We start from the raw sequence: 24,404 nt of genomic DNA on the forward strand, positions 1-24,404 counted from the left end.
GCAGTATCCGCCCCATCTCCTCCCGTATATCGGCGTGCTGTTTCTGGCGATGGTTATTGCCGGTACGTTGGCCCTCTACACCGTGGTGACTCGGTCGGACGCGATGGATGAACCGAGCGTTCGGGCGTTCGTCGGTCTGAACGCCGGGGCTGCGCTCTGGTCCGGAGCGTACGCGCTGCAGTTGCTGAGCGTCGAACTGCCGATGAAACGGCTCTGGTTGGTCATCGCCTTCGCCAGCGCGATTCTGGTGGTGGCCTCGGTATTCGCCTTCGCCGTCGCGTACTCGAATCACGAACGGTGGCTCACCCGACGAACCCTTCTTGCCGTGACATCCGTCCCCGCAGTGGGGTTTGTCCTGCACGCGACTCAGTACCGAAACCTGTACGAACGTCCAATCGAGACTACCGTCGTCGACGGAATCGTCGTTCTGGATCGAACCCTGGAACCGGCGGCGATCGTCACCCTTCTGTTCATGTACGGCCTCGTCGTCGTCGCCGCGGGGTTCTTGCTCAAAACGGTGTACGAATCACAACGCGTCTACCGCTTGCAGTCCGTGGCCATCCTGATCGCGATCTTCGTTCCGTTCGTTCCCAACGTTGCGTGGGCGCTCGGTCTGGGTCCGAGAGCGAACCTCGATCTGACGCCCGTCGCGTTCACCGTCTCTGGAGTCGTGTTCGCCGTCGCAATGTATCGCCATCACCTCCTGGATATCGCTCCCGTCACCCGCACCGCCGTCGTCGAAGACATGCGCGACGGCTTTCTCGTGATCGACGGGACCGGCCGTATCCGAGACGCCAACGCAGCCGCTCGAGGGAGCGTCGCCCGCGACATACCCTCTTCCATCGTCGGCCAGGACATGACTGGGCTTTTCCCCGAGCTCGCGCCGATCGTTCGCGACGAGGCGTCGACGAACCAGATCGAATATCGCCGTCGATCGGGCGGAGTATCGGCTCCGGACCGCCGACGGCGAGTGGCGAGATGTCGAGACGACCGGGAGCAACTTACTCGAGGATCCGTTCGTCGAGGGCGTCGTCTTGAACACGCGGGATATCACCGACCGCAAGCAACGCGAACGCGAGATCCGTCGCTCGAACGAGCAACTCGAGCGGTTCGCGGACGTTGTCAGCCACGATCTGCGCAATCCGTTGAACGTCGCCCAGGGCTACCTCGAACTGGCCAGCGACGACATCGACTGTGCGTATCACGACGATATCGAACTCGCTCACGACCGAATGGCGGCGATCATCGAGGACGTGTTACGCCTGGCTCGAGAGGGACAACCGATCGACGACACCGAACCGGTCGACCTCGAGCGCGTCCTCGAGTACGGCGAGACCTCGTCGGGGTCCGGAACCGGGTTCGGACTCGCGATCGTCGACGAGATCGCTGACGGCCACGGCTGGACGCTTCGGATTACCGAAAGCGCCGACGGCGGTGCCCGGTTCGAGTTCGACACTGGACCCACGTCCCGAACATCCGCAGCGACTCGGAGTCCGTCGGCCGACGACGCGTGAGGAGTGGCCCCTCGAGAGCTGTTGGTCTGTCCGATCGCGGGCGGGACAGCACGGTCGCCCCGCTGGCGGTATCCGTATTGGGCGGTTCAATACTCTTCCTCGAGCGTCCCGTATCGCTCCTCGACAATCTCGAGGTAGCTCGAGAGAAACGCGTCCCGATCGGTTTCGCCCGCGTCGAGTTCGATCAACAACGCCTCGAGTTCGTCCCGCGGATAGTGACAGAGGTCGTCGTGACAGGATTTACAGCAGTACTCGAAGCGCTTGTCCGTACGATCCCAGCGGTCACCGTGCTTGTCGTATTCGCGGGCCATCGACCGGCTGACCTGCTTGCCGCAGGCAAGACACGTGACCGACTCACTCGCGTTCCGGGAGGGCCACATACTAGCCGGGAAGACATGCTAATACTTAGCAATTGTCACGCTATCCGGCCACGAACACAGTCTCTCTGGCCGATCAGTTGTCGAATTGGAGTGGGCAACGATCCGACGGGTTACTCGTCGTTCGACGGAGCCACCACTCGAGAGAGAATACCCTTTCCCGATGTCTCACCGCCACACCGAGGCCGTCGGAGCAAAACTAATCTGTTAAATGCATACGTCGGGAAGCGCCTGTATGCAGGTCAAATCTCGACACCACCTTCGCAGCGACGCCGTCTCGGAACTCGAAGATGCGCTTGCTGACCAGCTGGGTGTCGCCGCCGAGGGCGATACCTACGAGCGCGTCGAGTTCGAGGAGACCGACTGGGAAGTCGTCCTCATCGACGGCGAACCGCAGGTGGCGTACTTCGATTCGGAGCCGTTCCTGACGGTTCGTGGCGCGAACGCCTACGATCCCGACAAGCGGGTGGTGACCGTCGATGCGGGTGCCATCTCGTTCGTCAGCGACGGCGCGGATATCATGCGCCCCGGCATCACCGAAGCGACCCACGATATTTCGCCGGACGATCTGGTCGTTATCGCCGAGGAGTCTCACGGGAAAGTACTCGCGATCGGTCGCGCTCGCGTCGACGGTGCCGACATGGCGGGTGACGAGGGGAAGGTCGTCGACTCGCTCCACCACGTCGGTGACGACCTCTACGAGTTCGCCGGCTAGTGAGTTTTTGTTGATACGTTTTGTCGTCGCACCCCTAACAGTTCGAATTTTGATTTGTTTAAAATATAATATATTTGGAGATTGTTCTGCGATCGTCGAACGGGAGGCCGGATTCGTGTGTGCAGATATTATTCCCGATTAATGCATCGGGATATTGGTGGTGTATACAAGGATATAACCCATCATATCATGGGTATCTGATCAGAATAAGAGATGCTGGCCACATGTTTCATATCGTTGAAAGTGAGTGTCGAAAGGGAATGGACACTGACGACTCCGGATCTGTCTCTCAGCCTACTGGTGCAGAATTTTATCAAACCGTGGTGGAACGCGCCCCGGTTGGGGTTGTGACGATCGATAGCGAGAATACGATCGTCGACGCGAACGCCGCGCTCGAACGATTCGTCGGCTACTCGCCGGACGAACTCGTCGGCAAACACGTGTGCAAACTCGTCCCCGAACGGAGCCAATCACTGGAGACGGCGGCCTCGTTCGGAGCGGATGGGCCCGAGGAAGGCGAGATCGAACTGCCGTTCACACACAGGGATGGGACCGATGTCGCGATGATCGTCCGGGTCGACGCCTACGAGTATCAGGACGAACGCATCCGGACTGCGTTCGTGTGGCCCCGGCCGGATCGAACCGAGGGAGCGTCCGTCCCTGCAGACAAGCACCACGACGCCACCGACATCGACGAACTGTTCAGATCGGTCGCGGCCGAGATCGTCGAAACGTCGACCCGAGAGACCATCGAGCAGACCGTGTGTGAGGAACTCGCCGCATCCGAAGCCTACGAGTTCGCCTGGATCGCCGAGGTTGACCGAACGACAGGTGACGTGACACCGCGGTCGATGGCCGGTGTGGAAGGGTATTTCTCGGAGATCGAACTCACGACCGATCCCGACGATCCGGCCGGACAGGGGCCGGGTGGCAAGACTCTCAGAACGGGGCAGAGCCACGTTTTACGAAACGTATTCGAAGAGCCGTCGTTCGAGCCCTGGCGATCCGAGGCCGAGCGGTACGGCTTCCGATCGGTCGCGGTCGTTCCCATCAGTAACGGATCGACCCAGTACGGTGCGCTTGGCATCTACTCGGCACGAGTCCGCGCCTTCGGCAAACGGGAGCGAACGATGGTCGAACAGCTCGGCCGGCTCGTCGGTGCCGCGATCGCGAGTGTCGAACAGCAACAAGCGTTACTGACCGATTCGATCGTCGAGCTCGAGTTTCGAAGCCGAAACGTCTTCCAGTTGTTCGATCGCCCCGTCACGGCCGATGGTGCGATCGCGCTCGAGCACGTCGTCGCCCTCGACGACGAGTCGTTTCTCGGCTACGGGACGGCCACGGCAGAGAGCATGGCCGTCGTCGAGAAACTCGTCGACGACGACGCGATCGAATGCGTCACATCGGCGACGGTGCTCCACGAAACCGATACGGCGACCCGATTCGAGGTCCGGTTGCGCGATCCGCCACTCTTGCCGACACTGACGTCTCACGGGGCCATACTCGAGACGTTCCGACTCGCGGAGGGGGATCTCACCATGCAGATTCACGCCGTACCCGGTCGGGACATACATCAGATCGTCGATGCGGTAACGACCACGTGTCCCGGTGCCGAGATGGTGGGGCGACGACAGCGTCCACAGATCGCACGCTCACCCCAGGAGCTGCGCCAGTCGCTTCTGGATCGGCTGACGGCTCGCCAACAGACGGCCCTCGAGGCGGCGTACTACGGCGGCTTTTTCGAGTGGCCGCGAGAGCGTTCGGGCGAGGACGTCGCGGCTTCACTGGACATCAACTCCTCGACGTTCCATCAGCACGTCCGGAAAGCGGAGAACAAACTCCTCGACGTGTTGTTCGAAGAGCAGTAGGTGATCACATATTTTGGGCACCCCGACTATCACCAGGATCGAGCTATTGATTCCCATGGTGGACGGGTTCGGTTCGACAGGGTGTAGCCAGGGCACACGATCTACAATCGTCGCCAATCCGCGACTGCGACGGCTCTGTTCCGTGCTGCTGTCTAACCCACAGCCGCTGACCGTTCGGGACCTCGCCGTCGAACTCGCGGCCGCGATCGGCGACAAACCGCCGACGGAAGTCACAGCCGTCGAACGAACGCGGTCCCGCTCGCTGTTGGTCCACCAGTACCTGCCAGTCCTCGAGGATGCGGACATCGTTCGCCAGGAATCGGACATCGTTCTCGTCACCGACCGAACGCCGTTCGAGGGGACGCGTCTCTCCGTTCGCCACCTTCGTGAACTCGAGCTCCCCGCCTGGGGGTGGGACGCACTTGCGGCGCTCGTCGGCTGTCCCAACCGACGACGGATCGTCTCGTTGGTAACCGATCGCGCACCGCTTTCCCTCGAGCGCCTCGCGGCGATGCTACCGCCTGCAGCGTTCGGGGTCGGCCGATCAGCCGACGCCGACGGCCGACCGCTCCAGGTCGTCTTGCATCACGTGGAACTCCCGGCCCTGGACGACGTCGACGTGGTCGAGTACGATCCACTCAAGCGGTTGTTGCGCCACAGCCAGCGACTGTCGGAGCTGTGCGACCGTGCGGCGGTCGTCCGCGAGCTATGCGCGCTCGAGTCGCCGGAGTAGTGGCGATTCGTCGATCGTCACGACGGATCGTCGACGGTCGGGAGTTCGACGCAAACGATGCTCCCTCGTGGATCGTTGTCGTCGATCCAGACATCGCCGCCGTACTGCTCGACGAGCGTTCTAACGAGATAGAGGCCGATCCCGGTCCCGGGGCTCTCGAGTCCTTTCTCGCCGCGGCCGAAGACCGCGTCTTTGCGCTCGTCGGCGATGCCCGGCCCGTTGTCGGCGACGCTTACCAACACGCTGTCCTCGTCGTGATCGACCGCGACATCGATCTCGGCTAGATCGGCGTCGTTGTGGACGATCGCGTTCTGGACGAGGTTGTGGACGACAGACTCGAGCATTCCGTCGGCCTGGACCGTGACGTCCGTCCCGAGTCCGTAGACGGTGATAGCCGTCTCCTCGTAGCGAGAGCGTGCCGAATCGACAGCCGACCCGACGACGTCCTGGACGGAGATCGACCGGAGTTCGGTATCGTCGGACGCGAAAACCGTCTCAGTTAGATCCCGTGCCGTCTCGGTCAGATCGATCGCTTCGTCCGCCGAAAGGATGATCTCCTCGAGGTGTGTCTCGCCGGCGGGTTCGACGTGATCGTCCAGGAGTCGACCGCGACCGCGGACGACCTGCATGTGGTTGCGCAGATCGTGGCGAACGACCTGATTGAGCACCGCGAGTTTGTCCCGCGTCTCGACGAGTCGCTCGTACTGATCGCGGCGGTCGGTCACGTCGTGGCCGGTGACGACCAGCGACGTGGGTTCGTCCCCCTCGTTGGTGACGGGACGAACGGTGCCGCTGATCCGCCGCGACTCGCCGTCTGGCCGCTCGTGGTCCGACTCGTAGTTGACGTACTCCCCCGTCGCAGCCTGTTCGACCCACTTGCGAACACTGTCTCGAGCGTCGTCTGCCCACCACGGCGTCTCCCAGAACGGTTCGCCGACGATCCGATCGCGATCGACGTCGACGTACTCCATCGCGGTCCCGTTGACCTGCAGTACCGTCCCGTCGGGGTCGAGCAGCCCGACGAGCATCTGTGGATCCTCGAAGACGGCCTCGAATCGGCGCTGGTTCCGCCGCCGTTTGCGTTCTTGCTCCCGGCGATGGGTAACGTCGGTGATGAATCCCTCGAGCGCTTCGATATCGCCACCGTCCGTGTAGACACCGCGCCCGCGCTCCCAGAGCCACTTCGTCTCGCCGTCTGCGGTCTCGATCCGATACGTCTCCTCGAACGCCTCTCGGTTCTCGAGAGCGGCCTGTGTGATCTCCCAGATCGCCTCGCGATCGTCGGGGTGAACGAGGTCGTGACCGATCGATACCGCACCGGATTCGAACGTACCCGCCGCGTAACCGGTGATTTGCTCGCAGTCGCCCTCGATATACTCCATGGGCCACCCGGGTTCGTTCCGACAGCGATAGACCATCCCCGGGAGGTTGTCGATGAGCGTTTCGAGGCGAATGTTTCGACGCTCGAGACCGCGTCGCGATCGGTAGTTTTCGACGAGCGTCTGGATTCGGTTCGCGAGCAAGACGTTTCGGTCGTCGGCCGAATCGTGCAAGTGATACTCGGTCGCGTCGTACTCGATCGCCGTTTCCGCCGCCGATTCCGAGCCGGGCTCGATACGAAGGACGAACGGCAGCTCGGGATACCGATCCCGGATCGCCGCGAGTAGTTCGAGTCCGCCCATTCCGGGTAGCTCGTTTCGGCTGACGACACAATCGACGGTCGATCGCTCGCCGGCGAGATACTCGAGGACGCCGTCGGCGGTGGCCGTCGTTTCGACCGTAAACTGGTACTGGTCGTCGCTCGGAAGAGTCAACGGACCAGTGTCATCAACGGCAAGAACGTTGATCGAATGTTCCCCCATCCGTCCTCAGCGGATACGGAGCACAAATATAAAATTGCGTTGGCTAGTACCGTTCCAATCGTCGACTGATAGCTCGAATCGCCCGACGCAGCCGGATTCGACCCTGCAGTGCAGCCTTGGAACGCCACTAGAGCGTGTCGTCGCCAACTGACGATGCCGAGTTCCGGTCCTCGACACCGTCTTCCACTCGTCTGCGCGGGGTTTTCCTCAGAACCAGATCCGGGCGACTGTGTCTGACGTAAGAACTATACTGACGGCGACAGTGGGTACGGGCGATGGGACTTATGAGCAGAATCATCGGCGGGGACCAGTCCCGGGCCGCCGAGGATTACGTCGAACTGGACCTCGACGACGTATCGACTGGGACGGCCGACGCGGCGATGCAAGTCCGCATCGCCGAAGTCGGCGGACAGCCCGACGCGATCGACATCAAAGAAGCCGTCTACGATGGCGACATCGTCATCGCCGACATCACTCGGCTGCGCACCGAGGACAACACCGTCGAACACATCGTCGACGAACTCCGTCAGGTCGCCCAGGAGGTCGACGGCGATATCGTTCGCAAGGGTGACGATCAGATGATCATCACGCCAACCGGCGTTCGGATCAGCCGCGAAAAGCTCGGCCAGTCACTCTGAGTCGACGTATTCTGTTATCGTCTCGAGGACCGCTTCCGGGTCGTCGATGGCGTCTCTCTCACAGCGAATCGCTGGCCGGAACCGACGCTCAAGGACGAGTTCGTCCTCGGTGAGCCTGAGGTCGGTGATGCGGTTCCAGGGATACAACGTTCTGTGAGACGGTTTCATCGACGGCGCGACGACCAGTCCTGGCCTCGTCGCCTGTAGCTCGCCGCGAACGCCGTCACCGAGCTGATCGTCGTGTGGAACCCATGGAAAGACGAAGGGTTTCCAGACCGAATCCGACCGAAGGGAATCGGGCGCCAGTGCCTGAAACAGGAACATGAGCGCGAACAGCACCAGTAAGATTGCCGTTACATCGAGGAAGACGGTCGCCACCAGTCCGACCGCGCCGAATCCGAGACCGACGGCGACCATGCCGATGTCGGTGCCGGCCGGTCGCCAGTCCCAGCGAACCACGGGAGCGTCGACGACGCTGTCGATGTAGGCGTCGTGACCGATTGCGGCGAGCTCCCAGCCCGCCCCGGCGACCGCGACCGCCGCGACGCCGACGGGAAGTACGTACCAGGCCGCCGTGACGACCTCGAGCTGCCAGAGCCCCGTTCCGAGCCCGACGAGCACGACCGCGGGGACGACACAGCAGCTGCGTCGCCCTCGCCAGCCACCGAGCCGCCGGGCGAACCCGGGCCGATGCCAGGCGTAGAGTGCGCCCACGAGTAATCCGGCGGTAAAGACCGTCGGCAGCGTCGAGAGCAAGACGCCACTCGAGACCCCACTCGCCGCCAGACCGATGGCGACCAGCCCGGTGGCGATCGCCCCGACGTAGATGCCGAGCGTCGCCTGGAGACCGACGCCGGAATCGACACGATCGCTCGAGGGCATAGCCGACCGACTCTAGTTGGGCCACTGTCAAAAGTGTCGCCCTTGGGAGGGTGCCGTCCCCCACCGTCCGTGATCCCAGCAGAACGATCGGCTTCGTATTGACTGCTGTCCGACAGTATCAGCCGTCCCTCGATCCGAAGTACTCGAGGAGTCGCTCCCGCCCCCGGTTCGCGCGTCGCGTTCGCTCTTCGTGATCGATCTCCTCGACGCCGACCGGCACCTCGCGGTCGTAGTGAGCGTAGTACCCCTCGAGAGCGATCCAGTCGTTGTAGAAGTCGGGAACGACGTCGTTGATCAGCGTCAGTGCGACACTGGCGCCGTCGCCCGCGGCGACCAGCGCCTGGTGGTGGGTACTCGTGAGGCGCCCGGCCGCGTAGATCCCTTCGACATCGGTGCGTCCGTCCCCATCGGTCGGGACGATATCGACCGGCCCCGGTTCTTCGGGTTCGGTCGAGACCCCAACGTCCTGGAGGTAGTCGCTGTCGGCCCAGGACGTGGCGATGACGGCGTCGGCCTCGATCGAGGCCCCCTCGAGACGAAGCTCGAAGCCGTCGTCGCTCCGAGAAAGCGTTTCGACGCGTCCGTCGCGGAGCGTACAGCCGGCTTCGCGGGCGTGTTCGCGGCCGAGCTCGAGCAGCGAGCGCGGCTCGATCCCGGCCGGAAAGCCGAGATAGTTCTCGACGTAGGCACTCTTCTGGAGCGTCGAGCGGCCGTCTTCGAGCACGATCGTCTCGAGGTCGGCCCGGCTACAGAAGACGCCGGCCGCACAGCCGGCCGGACCGGCGCCGACGACGGCGACGTCGAACGATGCTGTCTCGGTGGAATCGGTTCGTGTCATGAACGATCAAGTGTCGGGTTGATGAGTTGATTATCGCGTCGTCGTGTCGGGAGGGTCTGGAGACTGGTCCCGCGGCGATTCGCTGTCTTCGGTGACCCCCCGTGAGGCAACCTGCTGTGCAAAATGACAGTGTGAGTCGACGCCGCCGACGGCGACCGAATCGGGCTCGTCGGTCTCGCACACCGGCTCGGCGATCGGGCACCGAGGATGGAATCGACAGCCCGACGGAACGTCGACGCCGCTGGGGATCGGCCCCTCGAGCCGAGTCGCGTCGGTCCCGTCGTCGATCCGCGGAACGGCCTCGAGCAACGCGGCCGTATAGGGATGGCTCGGGCGGTCGAACACGCGCTCTGCTGGCCCTCGCTCGACGATCTCGCCGAGGTACATGACCGCGACGCGGTCGGCGACGTGGCGGACGACGTCCAGATCGTGAGAGATCACGAGGTAGGTCAACCCGAGTCGCCGCTGTAGATCCGCGAGCAGGTTCAGCAACTGCGCTCGGACGGAGACGTCGAGCGCACTGACCGGCTCGTCGAAGACGACGACGCGGGGCTCGAGGGCGATCGCTCGCGCGATAGCGACCCGCTGCAGCTGGCCGCCCGAGAGCTGGTGGGGCCGGCGCGACCCATACCGTTCGGCGAGGCCGACGAGATCGAGCAACTCTCGAACGCGTTCGCGGCGACACTCGCTGTCCCAACCCCGCTCGAGCAGCGGTTCGGCGATCGTCTCGCGAACCCGCTGTCGGGGATTGATGCTTCCCTGTGGGTTCTGGAAGACGACGCCGACATCGGCGAGCTGGTCGGCGGTTCGGTCCGCGACGGTGCCGACCGGCTCGCCGTCGAACCGGACCTCGCCCGTCGAGGGCGCCTCGAGGCCGGTCAGGAGCTTCGCGAGCGTCGACTTCCCGCTGGCGCTCTCGCCGACGAGCCCGACGGTCTCGCCAGGATAGACCGCGAGATTGACGCCGTCGACGGCCCGAAGCGTCCGCGAATCGCCGAACGCGCGCTGAATGGCTGAGTCGGCAAGATCGTAGGTTCGCGTGACGCCCCGAGCCTCGAGGATCGGATCGCCGCGGTCGGCGCTCCCGCCAGCAGAACCGGATCGGCCGCGCGCATCGATCGTCCTCGAGCCGTCGGCTCGAGCACGGTCGCGGGTCACCGATTCGCTCGGATCGGCCCGCGGGCGACCGGGCGGGGTCGATTCGGACGGAGAGCCCGCCGCCGCGGGCGAATCGTCCGCTCGCACGGCCTCGAGTTCGTGACAGGCGACCTCGTGGTCGGGGCCGACGGTGCGGACGGCGGGATCGCGTCGCTCGCAGTCGTCGGTTCCGTAGGAACACCGAGAGGCGAACGGACAACCGGGGCCACCGTCGAAACGTTCGGGGACGGTCCCGTCGATCGTCGGCAAACGGTCGCGCCCGTCGTCCGCCCGGAGGAGACACGATAGAAGCCCTCGGGTATAGGGATGTTCGGGCGACTCGAGCAGTCGATCGGTCGGTCCCCGTTCGACGATCTCGCCGCCGTACATGACGGCGACACGATCACAGCAGTCCGCGACGACGCCGAAGTCGTGGCTGATGACGAGCACCGCGGTGTCGGTCTCGGCGGCGAGTTCGCGAAGCTGGTCGAGAATGCGGGCCTGTGTCGTCGTGTCCAGGGCGGTCGTCGGCTCGTCGGCGATCAACAGATCCGGATCGCCGGCCAGCGCGATGGCGAGCATCGCGCGCTGGCACATGCCGCCGGAGAGCTCGTGGGGGTAGGCGTCGACGCGGTCCTCGGGGTCGGCGATGCCGACCTGATCCATCAACTCGATCGCGCGCTCGCGGTGGCGTCGCCAGCGAGAGCGATCCGAGACCAACGGCACGTGACAGAAGTCGAGCAGCGACTGCCCGCTCGAGTCGTCGTGGACGCGAAGCGATTCCGCGATCTGTTCGCCGACGTCGAAGACGGGGTTGAGCGTCGCCGTCGGATCCTGAAAGACCATCGCGATGTCGGTCCCGCGATACCGCTCGCGGGTCGACGCCGAGACGTCGGTCAGATCGACGCCGTCGAAGTCGATCGCTCCCTCGACGATCCGACCGGGTGAGTGGAGGCCGACGATCGATCGAGCCAGCACGGACTTCCCGCTGCCGCTTTCGCCCACGAGGCCGACGATCTCGCCGCGATCGATCGTCAGCGACGCGCCGTCGACCGCGCGAACGACTCCATCGTTCGTCTCGAATCGAGTGTGTAGGTTATCGACGGTGAGTAGCGTCATCTTAGACCTCCTCGAGTTTGGTTTGCTGGCGCGGGTCCAGTGCGTCCCGAAGCCCATCGCCGAGTAGGTTGAAACCGAGCACGGTGAGCATGATCGCGACCCCGGGCGCGTTGACGATCCACCACGCGCTCCGGAGGTGGTTGCGACCGTCCGAGAGCATCGTCCCCCACTCCGGGGTCGGCGGCTGTGCTCCGAGTCCGATAAAGGAGAGCCCGGCGGTCGCGAGGATGACCGTGCCCAGGTTGAGCGTCGCGATCACGAGCACGGGGTTGACGACGTTGGGCAAGAGATGCCGGCGGAAGAGCCGGCGACGTGGCGTCCCCGCGAGCTTCGCGGCCGCGACGTACTCGCGTTCCCGAATCGAGAGGACGCTGCCCCGGACGACCCGTGCGTACGTCGTCCAGCCGACGACGGCGAGGGCGATCATCACGTTTCGCAGGCTCGGCCCGAGTATTCCGGCGACGACCAGTGCAAGCACCAGCCCCGGAAACGCCAGTTGGATGTCGACCAGCCGCATCAGGATCTCGTCGATCCAGCCGCCGGCGTAGCCCGCCACCAGCCCGACGCCGGTGCCGATCACGACGCGAATCGCCGTCACCAACAGGGCAATGCCCAGCGAATAGCGCGCCCCGTAGACGATTCGGGCGAGCACGTCTCGGCCGAGCTGGTCGGTCCCGAGCGGATGGACCAGCGACGGCGCCTGCAGTCGGTTCTGGAGCGTTTGTGTCGTCGGATCGTGTGGAACCACGACCGGGCCGACGATCGCGACGACCCCCAGGACGACGACGATGATCCCACCGGCGGACGTAAACGGGTTGTGACGCAGGTGGCCGACGATGGCGCGGCCGACCTGTCGTCTTCCCGCACCGTCGCCGTCTCGAGCGTCCTCGAGGACGCTCATCGCGTCCCACCACCGAGGGAGATTCGCGGATCGAGGTAGTGGTAGGTCAGGTCGACGAGGAAGTTCGTCACGACGAACAACACCGCGATGACGAGCACGACGCCCTGAACGACGGGGTAATCGCGGGCGAAGATCGCATCGACCAGCAGCGTTCCAAGCCCCGGTCGCTGGAAGACGACCTCGATCACGACGGCGCCGTTTAGAACGAACGCGAACTGGAGACCGATCACCGTGACGACCGGGATCAAGGCGTTTCGAAGCGCGTGTTTGTAGACGACGATCCGGCCGCGAAGGCCCTTCGCGCGAGCGCCGTCGACGTACTCGCGGTCGATCACCTCGAGCATGGACGTCCGGACCAGCCGCATGACGATTGCCGCCATCCCCGTGCCGAGTGCGATCGCCGGCAACACCAGATGCGAGAGCCCGCCGGTGCCGGCGACCGGGAACAGATCGAGCGTGAGCGCGAAGACGATGATCAGCAGGTAGCCGAGCCAGAAGTTCGGCATCGAGACGCCGACGAGGGCCACCAGCTGACTGCCGGCGTCGATCGAGGACCCGTGGTGAACGGCGCTTGCGACGCCGGTGGGGATGGCGACGAGCAGCGCGACGGCCATCGACGCGACGGCGAGTTCGATCGTCGCGGGTAGATGTTGAACGAGCAACTCCGTGACCGCACGGTTGCTGTAGTACGACTGCCCAAGGTCACCCTGGAGTGCGCTGCCGAGCCAGTCGACGAACTGCACGGGGATCGGCTCGTTCAGCCCTTCTTCCTCGCGAAAGGACTCGACGGCCTCCTGACTCGGCTGGTGGCCGGTCTGCTGGATGAGGATCGTCTCGGCGGAATCGCCCGGCGTGAGATAGACGAGTCCGAACGTCAGCACGGATGCCCCCAGGAGGACGACCGTCGCCGTCAGCGACCGGTACAGCAGGTACATCCGCGAGATCACGCCCCGTCGTCACCTCGCGCTGTTCGCGAGAGCTCGGTCCACTCGAGCATCTTGTCGATCGGGTGGGTTTCGATGCCGGAGACCGACGCTCGCGTCCCGAGGACGTACTCGTCGTAGTACAGTGGAACGATCGCCCCCGTCTCGAGGACGCGACGTTGGACCTCGCCGTAGTACTCGCGTTTTTCCGCACCCGTCTCGGCCCGATAGCCGTCTTCGATGAGCCGGTCGACTTCGTCGCCGGGGTTGTAGACGCCGGTTCCGTCGGCCTCGTAGCGCTGGTAGTTATCGCTGCCCCTCGAGTGGAACATCGCCCGCACGAGGTAATCCGAAGCGGCGCTGTTCGAGCCGAAGCCGACGATCGTGAGATTGGCCTCGCCAGCAACGAAGGTGTCGTAGAACGAGGCGGGATCGACCTGGACGATCTCGGTCGCGACGCCGATCTCGTCGAACCAGTTCTGGAGTACTTCCGCGATCCGGCTGTCGTCGCCATCCTCGCTGTCGACCAGCATCGACAGTTCCTCGCCATCGTAGCTCGAGTCGTCGACCAGCTCCCTCGCCCGGTCCCGATCCGGGCCGTACGCCGGCAACTCCTCGTGGATCGACCACGGGATCGACGAGGAGAACGGCCCCCGTGCGGGCATTCCGATCCCGTCGAGGACCGTCTCGACGAGTTCCGCCTGATCGACCGCCCAGTTCAGCGCCCGGCGAAGTCCCTCGTCGTCGGTGGGTGATTTGTAGAGGTTGACCGCGACGAGCCCGGCGTGGTTACCGACCTGCGTCTGGATCGTCGTCTCGGGGTGCTCGTCGACGGCCGCAGCCTGGTCTTTGGGGACATCGTGGGCGATGTCGATATCGCCGTTCTCGAGCGAGAGCACTCGCGTGGTGTCGTCCTCGAGGTGGCGAAACGTCAGTGCCGACGGCTCGGGCGTCTCGTTGCGGTACTGCTCGAACGCGACGAGGCGAACCTCGCCGTCCTCGGTAGTGTCGACTTCGAAGGGGCCGGTGCCGACCGGGGCGTCGGCGGCGTCGTGGTTCTGGATCGCGAAGTAGTGATGGGAGATCGCACCCGGAAACGCCGGAAACGGGTCGGTGGTTTCGAACCTGACCGTCGTCTCGTCGACCGCGGTGGTACTCCCGGGATCGAGGCCGGTCCAGCCGTCGACCCACGGCCAGTGATCGAACGTGGCCTCGAAGGAGGCGACGACGTCGGCGGCGGTCAGGTCGGTGCCGTCGTGAAACGTGACCCCCTCCCGGAGGTCGAACTCCCAGGTGGTGTCGTCGATGGCCGTCCAATCGGTTGCAAGCAGGGGCTCCGGTTCGACGTCGCTCGAGACGCCGACCAGCGGTTCGACCACCTGCGTGAAGTAGGGGACGACGTAGTCGAAGGCGTCCCAGTCGTCGTCGGTCGGATCGCTGTGTAAGCCGATCGTAAATTCGTCCGAGGCGCCGTCGTCGCCGCCGGTGGCCTCGTCGGTGAGACAGCCGGCCAGCGCACCGACGCCGCCCGCGAGTGTTGCTTGCAGTACCGTCCGTCGTGACGTATCGTGGTGTGGTTCGGTCATCGGTAGTATCGTCGAATCGGTTCGAAAGCGATGCTACTCGGGCGTGTAGTCGACGCCGGTGACGTCGACGGTGTGTTCGATCGGGTGCGGATCGAAGCCCTCGACCGATTGCCGGGTCGCGGCGATCCGCGCGTAGTAGGTGAGGAACGCGACGGGGACCTCCTCGAGAACGATCCGCTGGATCTCGTCGTAGAGCTCCTTGCGTTCGTCCCGGTCGAGCGTTCGCCGGCCGCGTTCGATCAGCTCGTCGACGCGTTCGTTTTCGTAGCCGCTGTCGATCAGCGTCTCCGTCGAGTGGAAGTATCGCAGCATCCGGTCGAGATCGCCGCCCATGATCGTCGCCCAGGACTCGAGCGAGAGATCGAACTCGCCACGCTGTTTCGCGTCGCTCAGTGCGCCGTAGTCGGTGACGGTAATATCCACGTCGATGCCGACCTGAGCGAGCTGGGACTGAAGAACCTGTCCGATCGTCGGAATCTCGTGGGACTCGTACCCCCAGAGGGTGATCTCGAAGCGCTCGCCGTCGCGCGTTCGGACGCCGTCGTCGTCGCGCTCGTCCCACCCCGCTGTATCGAGCAGCCGGTTCGCCGCCTCGAGATCGAAGTCGTGGCCCTCGAGGTCGTCGTTGGGCCAGTGGGCCATCGTCGGCGAGACCGGGCCGACGGCGGGTTCGGTCAGGCCCTCGAGTGGCCCCTCGACGATCGCCTCACGGTCGATCGCGAGGCTGACCGCCCGTCGCGTCTCGCGGTCGTCGAATGGCGCTCGAGCGTTGTTGAACACCAGAAATCGCATCCGCGGCACGTCGTAGACGTGGAGGTCGACGGCGTCGTCCTCACGCAGCGTCGGGACCGACGACTCCGCGATCGCGCGGCCGAGCTGGAGCTCGTCGTTCTGGAGTTTGAGCGATCGCGTCTGGTCGTCGTGGACGTACTCGTAGACGACCCGCTCGATCGCTGGCGGTTCCCCGTAATAGTCGTCGAATCGCGAGGCGGTCAAGCGCTCGCCCTGTTGCCAGGAATCGAATCGGAACGGTCCCGCGCCGATGGGCTCGACGACCTCGTCGCCGTCGACCGAATCGGGGCTGAGGATCCAGGCCGGATCGAGCGTGAGATACCCCAACAGCGGGGCAAACGGTTCCGTCGTCGCGATCTCGAGCCGACGATCCCCGGTCGCTTCGACCGAGTCGATCGGCACCGGCTCGAAGTCCTCGGCCTCGGCGAACGCCCTCGAGAGCGACCACTCGACCGCTGTGGCGTCGACCGGCGATCCGTCGTGGAAGGTCGCATCCTCGTCGAGGTCGAACGTCCAGACGCGGTCTTCCTCACCGACGGCCCACGACTGGGCTATCCCCGGGACGAACTCCGCGTCGTGGGTCAAGTGGACGAGCGGTTCGAATAGTTGGGTGCGACGTGCGATACCGGTCTGGACGGGGTCGACCGAATCGAGTACCGGCCACGCCAGCCCGACCCGCAGCTCCGAGCGTGAGCCGGCGGCCCCACCACCGCTGAGACAGCCAGCGAGAGCGGCGACGCCACCGCCGACGCTCGACAACACTCCCCGTCTCGTCGAAACAGCCGTTTCGAGGCCACGCTCGAGTGAGGACTCCGTCGTTGGTGATCGCTTCCCCGTCATCGTTTGGTAATAAAATTAACCCTATTATCAATAAGGCTTGTTAAAATATTGTCTATAGTTACTATTTGGAGGGCGTTCCGACGAGGTCGACGACAGCGGACTAATTGACTTACCATTTGGCAACCTTAGTTTCACTAGATAAAATTCACTTGATAAACGTTGTGATACGAGGGCAATCTGTCCGGTGACCGTGATGGATGCCCACAGATCGGATCGGTGGGGTGGCGGCTGGAATCCGGAATCGTGATCGGTCGGTAAAAAATCGGTTCGGATCACTGGTAGTTGGACCCGGCCCGCGTCCACCAGTACGAGGAGTGGTGCTGATCCGACCGCGATCCGTCGCAGTGTCGCCCCGCGACCGGGTGACAGCCTGGAGGCGGTATTTTCACCCGCCGGGAATTACGGACCGGGTTATGAGCACGGACGCGGTAGATCCATCTATGTCAGGGTTTCGTGCAACCGTCGTCGTCCACGATCCGGGCCAGTGTCCAGTGGCCGCCGTCTCGACGACCAGTGCCGAGTCGATCGACTCGGTTCACCGAACGCGACCGGAAGCTGACGGCGAACCGGTCGTCGAAGAGTTCAGCGCCAGCCCCGAGACGCCCCAGTCGGCGGTCGAGTCGGCAGCCGATGCGGAGCTAATGCCAGTCCAACACACCGATCAAGAGGTCGTCTATCGCTTCGAACGCGACGGAAGCGACGCCTGTGCCTGCGAGGTCGTCGAAGAGACCGGCACGCCGATCGGCTCCGTTCGCGCACAAGACGGCTCGTTGCTCATCTCCTTTCGCACGTTCGAGCTCGATGCGGTCGCCGAAATCGTCGACGACCTCCGAGCGCAGTTCGACGGCGTCATCGTCGAAGAACTCGCACAGGATCACGCCGGCTCGAGCGACCGCGTCGTCGTCGACCGCGACGTGTTGACGACGCGCCAGCGAGAGATCATCGATACCGCCCACGAACTGGGATATTTCGATTATCCGAAAGGCGCGAACGCGAGCGAAGTCGCCGACGAACTCGGCGTCGCCCGCTCGACGTTCACCGAACACCTCGCGGCTGCCGAGACGAAACTGCTGGACGCGATCCTCGAGTCCTAAGCGGTGGGATACGAGCGGCCAGCGCCGCCGTCGGTCGGTTGGTACCGCGTCGAATACGACCGGCGATGACGGAGGTTTCTTCGTCGAGAGCGTTATTTTAGAGCGGGAATTTATTACGTTTCCGTTCATTCGACGGGGTAACAAGGATGCTCCGGAGAGTAATACCAAGTACTATTCGACGCAGTTATGCATTGAAATTTATGATCGCACTGTTCGTTCTCGGGCTGACCGTCGGTGCGGTCGGCTACGCCGGGACGGAGCTCATCGCACAGGAGACCGAAGCGCAAACGTTCGATCAGCAGGCCGAGTTCGCCGCCCAAGAAGCGGAGAACATCCAGAACCTCCACGAACGAAATAGGCTCGTTACCGAGTCGATCGCGACATCAGACGTGGTCGTCTCCGACGCGGCAAACGGATCGTCCGAACAGATAACGACCTATCTCGAGGGCGAACGTGATCGACACGACGGCGCCGAAAATATCCACATCGTCGACGTCGACGACGGGGTGGTAGTCTCCAGTACGGATCCGGCACTCGTCGATACCGAACTTGCAGACGTCCATACGGGCTGGGCCGAGCTAGACGCCGAGGCGACGGTCGACGATAGCGGATTCGTCGTTGGCGAAACTCAGTTCCTCGGCGAGTATACCGACCCCAACGGCGAGTACGTCGTCGGCTACGCGGCACCGATCCCAGACGGCGAGGACGGCGTTTCCGATCGCGTCGCCGTCTATGCCGTCGGTCTCGAGCCCTTCGGTGAAGAGCTGATCGAGAACGATGGCCAGATATCGTATCTCGTCAACCCGGCCAACAACCGCATCCTGATGGATCCCACGGGCGAATCGCTGTGGCACACCTACCGTGACGGAAGCGCGCTCATCGAGGAATCGAGCTCCCACTCGATCGGAACGCCGGGCGATAACCTCGCTGGCTCGATCGCGGCGGCAAACGAGGGCGAGGGATACGAAACCGAAGCCTACATCGCGTCCTACGGTGAGTTGCCCGGCGACACCGGCTGGTACGTCGTCCATCACACCCCAGAAGACGACGCGCTCGGATTCGTCCACACCGTCCAGCAGTACGGCCTCTATGCCTCCGCAGCCGGCATTCTCGGTGTCGTCTTACTCGGTGGCATCGTCGGTCGAAACACCTCCAAGTCGATCAATCGGCTCCGACGCAAGGCCGAACGGATGGGCGAGGGCGACCTCGAGGTCGAGTTCGAATCCAAACGCGTCGACAGTATCGGGCAACTCTACGACGAGTTTGGGGCCATGCGTGATTCGCTACAAGACCAGATCCGGACGGTCGAGCTCGCTCGAGAAGAGGCCGAACAGGCACGCGAAGAGACCGAACGAGTCAACCACGAACTCGAGCGGAAAGCCGACGAGTACCGCGAAGTGATGCAGGCGTGTGCCGAGGGCGATTTCACGACGCGCATGGATCCCGAGACCGACAACGAATCGATGCGCGAGATCGCGACGGAGTTCAACGCGATGATCGGCGACATCGAGCGAACGACGGCCCAGCTCACGCGCTTTGCCAACGACGTCGCCGTCGCTTCCGAACAGGTCACGGCGAGTTCCGAGAGCGTCAGATCCGCCTCGATCCAGGTGACCGACTCCATCCAGGAAATCTCCGACGGTGCCGAACGACAAAACGACAGCCTCCAGGCGGTCAACCAGGAGATGAACGGGCTGTCGACGACGATCGAGCAGATTGCCTCCGCGTCCAACGAGGTGGCAGACGTCGCAGAACGAACCGCACAGGCCGGCACTCGCGGCCGCGAGGCAGCACAGGCGGCGATCGATGGGATGTCCGAAATCGAAGCCGAATCCGACGCTGCCGTCGAGGAGATCGAGCAACTCCAGCGTGAAGTCGAACAGATCGACGAGCTCCTCGAGTTCATCAGCGAGATCGCCGAGCAGACCAACATGCTCGCGTTGAACGCCAACATCGAAGCCTCCCGATCGACCGAGTCGAACGACGGATTCGCAACGGTCGCCGCCGAAGTCAAAGAGCTCGCCGAGGAGACCAAATCCGCCGCCGACGACATCGAAGGGCGCCTCGAACGGATCGAAACCCAAACCGAGCAAGCAGCGAGCGAAGTTCGACTGACCAGCGACCGGGTCGCCGAACACACGACGTCGGTCGAGCGTGCGGCTACGGCACTCGACGAAATCGCCGAGTACGCCGGCGAAACGAACGATGGCGTCCAGGAGATTTCGGCCGCAAGCCAACAACAGGCGGCCTCGACACAGGAGGTCGTCTCGATGATCGACGAAGCGGCGACAATTTCCGAAGAGACGACCGTCGAAGCCGAAAACGTCGCCGCTGCAGCCGAAGAGCAGACCTCCGCGCTCGTCGAGGTAACCGACAGCGTCAACGACCTCTCCGACCAGGCGACCCAGCTCTCGGAAGCGCTCGACCGGTTCGATACCGACATCGATATCGCGAGCGGCCAGACCGACATCCTCGACGCCGTCGAAACGCAGGCCGGTACCGACCACCCCGAGTTAGACGAGCCGACCGGCACCGTAACGACTCCCAACGCGGATTCCGACAGTGGCACCGAACTCGAGTGGGTAGAACCACCGGACTTCGCGGACGAGCTGACGGATACGTCGGACGAGCCGGACGAGACGGCAGAGACCGACGCTGGACGTGATCACCCACCGGCGACTGACGACCCAGCAGCGACCGAAGACGAGCCGTGACAGCCTCGACGGCCTGACGGGACACGGTTGCGCCGGAAACGACGGACAGCAGTCCGTGTCAGTGGGCGACCATAACCGTCCGTTCGGTCTCGAGGATGACTTCTTGGCTGACGCTGCCGAAGACGGCTTTGCCGACGGGTGAGCGTTTGCGTGATCCGAGGATGATCGCGTCGACGTCGTTCTCACGGGCGATGTGGAGAATGCCGTCGGCGGCATCACCGACCATCCGCTGGAAATCGGTCTCGACGCCAGCATCCTCGAGGCGACGTGTGGTCTGTTCGACGGCGTCGGGTGTGCCACGGAGTTCCGGTAGCGACTCGTTGATATCCTCGATAACGGTCGCCCCGGCTTCGTCCGGAACGGTGTCGATCTCTTCGACGACGTGAAGCAGCGTGACCGACAGTTCGTCGGCGTCACCCGGTAACGAGAGCAACGTGTCGACCTGTTCGTCCGCGCGCTGTTTGTCCTCGTCGAGAGGGATGAGAACGGAGTACATACACGATGCTGTGTCGTCCCATCCAATATACGTGGCGGTCTCTCGGGTAACGTACTGCGGCGTCGGGCTCGAGGGACGCTCGCCGGATCCTCGTAGACGGTCAGCTGCCAGTGGTCCGACGGAGAAGGAATGTTACCGTCGCACCGATCGCCGCGATCGTCCCGAGGACGACGAACAGCTCGCTTGGACCGGCGTACGTGAGGACGAAGCCGGCGAGGCTAGCCCCGAGTGCACCGATACCGAAGATCGCGAGAAACGTGTAGCCGAACGAGAGACCACGCGTGCCCGGCGAGGAGTATTTCGCGACCGCCGCCTGCTGGAGCGGCTGGATCGTAAAGAGTGCAACACCGAGCAACAGCGAGACCACGAGAAAGGACGCAGTCGAGCCACTGGCGGGGACGAAAAGCAACGCAAGCACCGCAAGCGTCGAGAGGACGCCTACGAGCGCGCGTTCGACGGCGATCCGATCTGCGAGCTGACCGCCGAGGTACTGACCGACGACGCCGAAGATCAAAATGCCGACGTAGAAGTACCGTGCGAGGTCGAACTCTGCGGCGTATGGGCTATCAGGGTCGATCAAATCGACGTCGACGAGCCCCGCGAGGACGTCGCTCAACAGGTCCGGAAGGAACGTGAGAAACGCACGGTAGTAGAGGCCGCTCATCATGACGATGACGATCACTAACCCGAACGCGACCGTCGCGAGCCGCCGCGTGTCCTCGAGGACGGTCCCCAGCGAGACGTGCCCTTTCGTGTCGTTGGAGCCGGCATCGCCGCCGTCGGCCGCGGTTGCGGTCTCCGTTTTCCCAGGCGCGATATCGACGAAGAGCCCGAGAACGAGGACGACGAGAGCAGGAATGGCGAGGACGATCGAGACGACACGCCAGTCGAACCAGAGCAACAACAACGCAGTCGCAAGCGGGCCGAGTGCGATGCCGAGGTTGCCCCCGATCCCGTGATAGCCGAGTGCGATGCCCGTCCGGTCGACGCGTGTCGAGAGCAACGCGAGGCCAGCCGGGTGATAGACGCTCGCCGTGATACCCCAGACAGCGATCGCGAGTGCGAGCCACAGGATCGACCCCGACAGACCGACCAGGACGAACGAGCCGGCCATGCCGCCGAGGCAGGCCAGAATGAGTGGCTTCGAGCCGTAGCGGTCGACGAGTACGCCCCCGGGTAACGCGCCGACGCCGAACAGTCCGTACCCGATCGTGACGATCACGCCGAGGGTCGCGGCGGTCGTCGAAAACTCCGCGAGCCAGACGGTCATCAGGATGGGTATCGACAGCTCGTACGTGTGGACCAGTCCGTGTGCGGCGGCCGTAAAGAGGACGACGCGACGATCCGTTCGCTCCATTCGCTCGAGGCTACTCGTCTCGGATAGCTTAAACGATCGGATATCGGTCGGCTGTTGCCGATTCGGGTATCGCCTCGAGTGACCGTCGAACCGCTCGGAAGGGGTGCCCTCGAGCCGCGTGCCGGTACCCCTTTTAGGACTGGCCTCATCACCGGTGATATGGACGTCATTCACACGGCGCTTTGGGTGTCCGACATCGAACAGACGCGAGCGTTTTACGTCGACGGGCTCGGGCTCACCGAAAACTGGTCGTTCACCGCCGACGACGGCGTCGAAAACGTCTACATCGGCGGCGAGAACGCGGAGTTCCAGTTCAAGTACGATCCCGACGGCGGCCCGGCGATCGATCCGGGAACGATGGCACACGTCGCCCTCGGCGTCGAGAGCACCGACGAGACGTTCGAACGACTGCAGGAGCGAGCCGATCCGCCGGTTCGCGAAGCACCGACGACGATGGACCACATCGATCGCCGCGTCGCGTTCGTCGCGGATCCGGACGGCTACGTCGTCGAACTCGTCGAACGCGTCGAGTAGTGTTTCTGTCCGCGCGTGTGGCTGCGCTGGGCCGGGGATAGAATTACGTATCCATGGCAGCCGGCTTCGAGACGGATGCAGGCGTTTGGATCACGATGACGAGCAATCCCGCAGCCACGACGACGAGTGCAGCGAGCAAGAGCCAGGATGCCCGGTAGCCAACCGTGTCCGCGAGGAAGCCAAAGGCAGGTGGCGCAAACAGCGCCCCACTGGTCAGTGCGAGCTGGCCGCCGGCGGTGGCACCACCCATCTCGTCTGCGCTGACGAGGGTCGCCATGACGGAGTAGTACACGCCGGTATAGCCGAGAACGAAGAAGCCGAGTACAGCAAACGCGAGTGTGGCGCCGACGACCGTCGTGGTCAACGCGACGACGACGAACATGCCGGCCCCGGCGAGCGATTGGACGATCAGAATGGCGCCGATACGCGTCCGGGGATCGCCAGGTAGGGTATCGGCGAGCCATCCGGTCACGACACGACCGATACTGCCGAACAGTTGGACGAGCGCGAGCACGACGCCACTGTACGCGACCGACGCGCCGATCGACTCCTCGACGTAGAGAACAGTGTAGCCGGTCGTCGTAAACAAGGCAGCGCCGAGAAACAGTCCAGCAACCGTCAACAACACGTACGGTCGGTTCGACAGCAGTATTCGAAAGTCCGGATAGTCGGCCGTCCCATCGCCGCTCGTATGCGGATAGAGCACGTAAAACCCGAAAGCGACGACGAGACCGAACACCGTGGCGACGACGAATCCCGCCTGCCAGAACACGATCCCGGCGAGCCCCGTCACCAGCAACGCACTGATGCCGCTCCCGCCGGTAACACCGACCTGCTTGATACCCATCGCAAAGTTCTGCTTGCCGGGCTGAATGTTGTCGAAGACGGCTTTGTTCGTTCCCGGCATCGCGGTGCCATACAGCGACCCCAACACGAACACTGCAGCCAGTAATAGGGCGTAGGTGGGCGCACCGGCAACCAGTGCCGTCGCCGTGGCGAGTCCAACGAGTCCGAGCGTCAGCGTGAGCCGTTCGCCGAATCTATCTACCAAGGCACCAAGGGGCAGCAAGAAGACGGCGTATCCGAACGTGACCATCGTGACCACGATACCGACGGAGAATCGAGAGAGACCGAACGCATCCCGAAAAAACGGCGTCGCAGCGAACACAGAATAGTAGCAAACGCTCGCCGAAATTTGCCAGACAGTAATGAGTAAGACGGTTTTCCAGTATGACCAATCCATCGATTGGTGGCCGTTGGATGACCGGTCAAAAAAGTGTGCTGCTCTCGGGACTGCAGTAGTGCATCCGGCAAAAAGTTGGTGAAGCCAACAGTATATATGCAGACAACACCCCCGTCATATTCGGGGACTGTCACCTATTATGATGGAATATCCGTCTTATTACGGGAAGAATGTACATTCGGAATAAATAATCGATGATTGCGGGGTTTAAACAACAGTTTTTTATACCGGCAATCTGAAC

The 24,404-nt window shown here is 63.5% G+C and carries 20 protein-coding genes and 2 pseudogenes; 10 read left to right on the top strand and 12 right to left on the bottom strand.

Features of this window, described 5'->3' with window-relative positions; translation table 11 throughout:
* Positions 1–49 precede the first annotated feature (49 nt).
* The 3 genes and pseudogenes from D8Y22_RS22935 to D8Y22_RS22945 form a co-directional block, all read left to right on the top strand.
* Positions 50–658 (top strand): annotated as a pseudogene (locus tag D8Y22_RS22935) (histidine kinase N-terminal 7TM domain-containing protein); the annotation flags it as partial.
* A gap of 265 nt (positions 659–923) precedes the next feature.
* A pseudogene (locus D8Y22_RS22940) lies at positions 924–1,019 on the top strand (hypothetical protein); the annotation flags it as partial.
* Positions 1,020–1,034: 15 nt separating this feature from the next.
* A complete protein-coding gene (locus D8Y22_RS22945; RefSeq protein WP_246084474.1) occupies positions 1,035–1,514 on the top strand; it encodes a sensor histidine kinase in 480 nt (159 codons plus the stop codon).
* An 86-nt stretch (positions 1,515–1,600) separates the two neighbouring features.
* On the opposite strand, the gene D8Y22_RS15910 is transcribed toward D8Y22_RS22945, so the two are convergent.
* On the bottom strand, positions 1,601–1,894 hold the full coding sequence (locus D8Y22_RS15910) for a DUF7562 family protein (RefSeq protein WP_141465675.1): 294 nt from the start codon (positions 1,892–1,894) through the stop codon (positions 1,601–1,603).
* A 232-nt stretch (positions 1,895–2,126) separates the two neighbouring features.
* On the opposite strand from D8Y22_RS15910, the gene D8Y22_RS15915 reads away from it, so the two are divergent.
* From D8Y22_RS15915 to D8Y22_RS15925, 3 genes are all read left to right on the top strand, one after another.
* Positions 2,127–2,606 (top strand): RNA-binding protein, encoded by a 480-nt coding sequence (locus D8Y22_RS15915; RefSeq protein ID WP_141465676.1) that lies wholly within the window; start codon positions 2,127–2,129, stop codon positions 2,604–2,606.
* Between the two features lie 260 nt (positions 2,607–2,866).
* Positions 2,867–4,474 carry a bacterio-opsin activator domain-containing protein gene (locus D8Y22_RS15920; protein ID WP_281282403.1) on the top strand — a complete coding sequence of 536 codons (1,608 nt, stop codon included), beginning with the start codon at positions 2,867–2,869 and terminating at the stop codon, positions 4,472–4,474.
* A gap of 55 nt (positions 4,475–4,529) precedes the next feature.
* Positions 4,530–5,207, top strand: coding sequence for a DUF7344 domain-containing protein (locus D8Y22_RS15925; RefSeq protein ID WP_449421056.1), 678 nt, complete (start codon positions 4,530–4,532; stop codon positions 5,205–5,207).
* A gap of 17 nt (positions 5,208–5,224) precedes the next feature.
* Here D8Y22_RS15925 and D8Y22_RS15930 read toward each other — a convergent pair whose 3' ends face one another.
* Positions 5,225–7,069, bottom strand: coding sequence for an ATP-binding protein (locus D8Y22_RS15930; protein WP_141465679.1), 1,845 nt, complete (start codon positions 7,067–7,069; stop codon positions 5,225–5,227).
* A 275-nt stretch (positions 7,070–7,344) separates the two neighbouring features.
* On the opposite strand from D8Y22_RS15930, the gene D8Y22_RS15935 reads away from it, so the two are divergent.
* The gene (locus D8Y22_RS15935; protein ID WP_141465680.1) at positions 7,345–7,707 is read left to right on the top strand and encodes a cell division protein SepF; all 363 of its coding nucleotides are present in this window, start codon (positions 7,345–7,347) and stop codon (positions 7,705–7,707) included.
* On the opposite strand, the gene D8Y22_RS22460 is transcribed toward D8Y22_RS15935, so the two are convergent.
* The 7 genes from D8Y22_RS22460 to D8Y22_RS15970 form a co-directional block, all read right to left on the bottom strand.
* The gene (locus D8Y22_RS22460) at positions 7,699–8,589 is read right to left on the bottom strand and encodes a hypothetical protein (RefSeq protein WP_174811882.1); all 891 of its coding nucleotides are present in this window, start codon (positions 8,587–8,589) and stop codon (positions 7,699–7,701) included. The two genes, D8Y22_RS15935 and D8Y22_RS22460, sit on opposite strands and share 9 nt — an antisense overlap.
* A 118-nt stretch (positions 8,590–8,707) precedes the next feature.
* Entirely contained in the window at positions 8,708–9,427 is a 720-nt protein-coding gene (locus D8Y22_RS15945; RefSeq protein ID WP_141465681.1) for an FAD-binding protein, read from the bottom strand.
* Between the two features lie 30 nt (positions 9,428–9,457).
* Positions 9,458–11,683, bottom strand: coding sequence for a dipeptide ABC transporter ATP-binding protein (locus tag D8Y22_RS15950; RefSeq protein WP_141465682.1), 2,226 nt, complete (start codon positions 11,681–11,683; stop codon positions 9,458–9,460).
* A gap of 1 nt (position 11,684) precedes the next feature.
* Complete coding sequence (gene nikC, locus D8Y22_RS15955) at positions 11,685–12,584, bottom strand: nickel transporter permease (protein WP_141465683.1); 900 nt, start codon at positions 12,582–12,584, stop codon at positions 11,685–11,687.
* Positions 12,581–13,519 (bottom strand): nickel ABC transporter permease, encoded by a 939-nt coding sequence (nikB, locus tag D8Y22_RS15960; RefSeq protein WP_141465684.1) that lies wholly within the window; start codon positions 13,517–13,519, stop codon positions 12,581–12,583. The genes nikC and nikB overlap by 4 nt, the downstream gene beginning before the upstream one ends.
* Before the next feature lie 8 nt (positions 13,520–13,527).
* Entirely contained in the window at positions 13,528–15,093 is a 1,566-nt protein-coding gene (locus tag D8Y22_RS15965) for an ABC transporter substrate-binding protein (protein ID WP_174811883.1), read from the bottom strand.
* A 33-nt stretch (positions 15,094–15,126) separates the two neighbouring features.
* Positions 15,127–16,725, bottom strand: coding sequence for an ABC transporter substrate-binding protein (locus tag D8Y22_RS15970; protein WP_141465685.1), 1,599 nt, complete (start codon positions 16,723–16,725; stop codon positions 15,127–15,129).
* A gap of 440 nt (positions 16,726–17,165) precedes the next feature.
* Between D8Y22_RS15970 and D8Y22_RS15975 the strand changes: the two genes are divergently transcribed.
* Both D8Y22_RS15975 and D8Y22_RS15980 read left to right on the top strand, forming a co-directional pair.
* On the top strand, positions 17,166–17,819 hold the full coding sequence (locus D8Y22_RS15975) for a helix-turn-helix domain-containing protein (RefSeq protein ID WP_141465686.1): 654 nt from the start codon (positions 17,166–17,168) through the stop codon (positions 17,817–17,819).
* 200 nt (positions 17,820–18,019) lie between these two features.
* Positions 18,020–20,533, top strand: a complete 2,514-nt coding sequence (locus D8Y22_RS15980) for a methyl-accepting chemotaxis protein (RefSeq protein ID WP_174811884.1) — start codon at positions 18,020–18,022, stop codon at positions 20,531–20,533.
* 58 nt (positions 20,534–20,591) lie between these two features.
* Here the strand turns inward: D8Y22_RS15980 and D8Y22_RS15985 are convergent, their stop codons facing one another.
* Both D8Y22_RS15985 and D8Y22_RS15990 read right to left on the bottom strand, forming a co-directional pair.
* The gene (locus D8Y22_RS15985) at positions 20,592–21,029 is read right to left on the bottom strand and encodes a universal stress protein (protein ID WP_141465688.1); all 438 of its coding nucleotides are present in this window, start codon (positions 21,027–21,029) and stop codon (positions 20,592–20,594) included.
* 100 nt (positions 21,030–21,129) lie between these two features.
* Positions 21,130–22,386: an MFS transporter gene (locus D8Y22_RS15990; protein ID WP_141465689.1), complete on the bottom strand. Its 1,257-nt coding sequence runs from the start codon at positions 22,384–22,386 to the stop codon at positions 21,130–21,132.
* Between the two features lie 159 nt (positions 22,387–22,545).
* On the opposite strand from D8Y22_RS15990, the gene D8Y22_RS15995 reads away from it, so the two are divergent.
* The gene (locus tag D8Y22_RS15995) at positions 22,546–22,920 is read left to right on the top strand and encodes a VOC family protein (protein ID WP_141465690.1); all 375 of its coding nucleotides are present in this window, start codon (positions 22,546–22,548) and stop codon (positions 22,918–22,920) included.
* Positions 22,921–22,963: 43 nt separating this feature from the next.
* Here D8Y22_RS15995 and D8Y22_RS16000 read toward each other — a convergent pair whose 3' ends face one another.
* Positions 22,964–24,163: an MFS transporter gene (locus D8Y22_RS16000; protein WP_141465691.1), complete on the bottom strand. Its 1,200-nt coding sequence runs from the start codon at positions 24,161–24,163 to the stop codon at positions 22,964–22,966.
* Positions 24,164–24,404 lie beyond the last annotated feature (241 nt).

It is taken from the genome of Salinadaptatus halalkaliphilus (assembly GCF_006543045.1).
Lineage (GTDB): Archaea > Halobacteriota > Halobacteria > Halobacteriales > Natrialbaceae > Salinadaptatus > Salinadaptatus halalkaliphilus.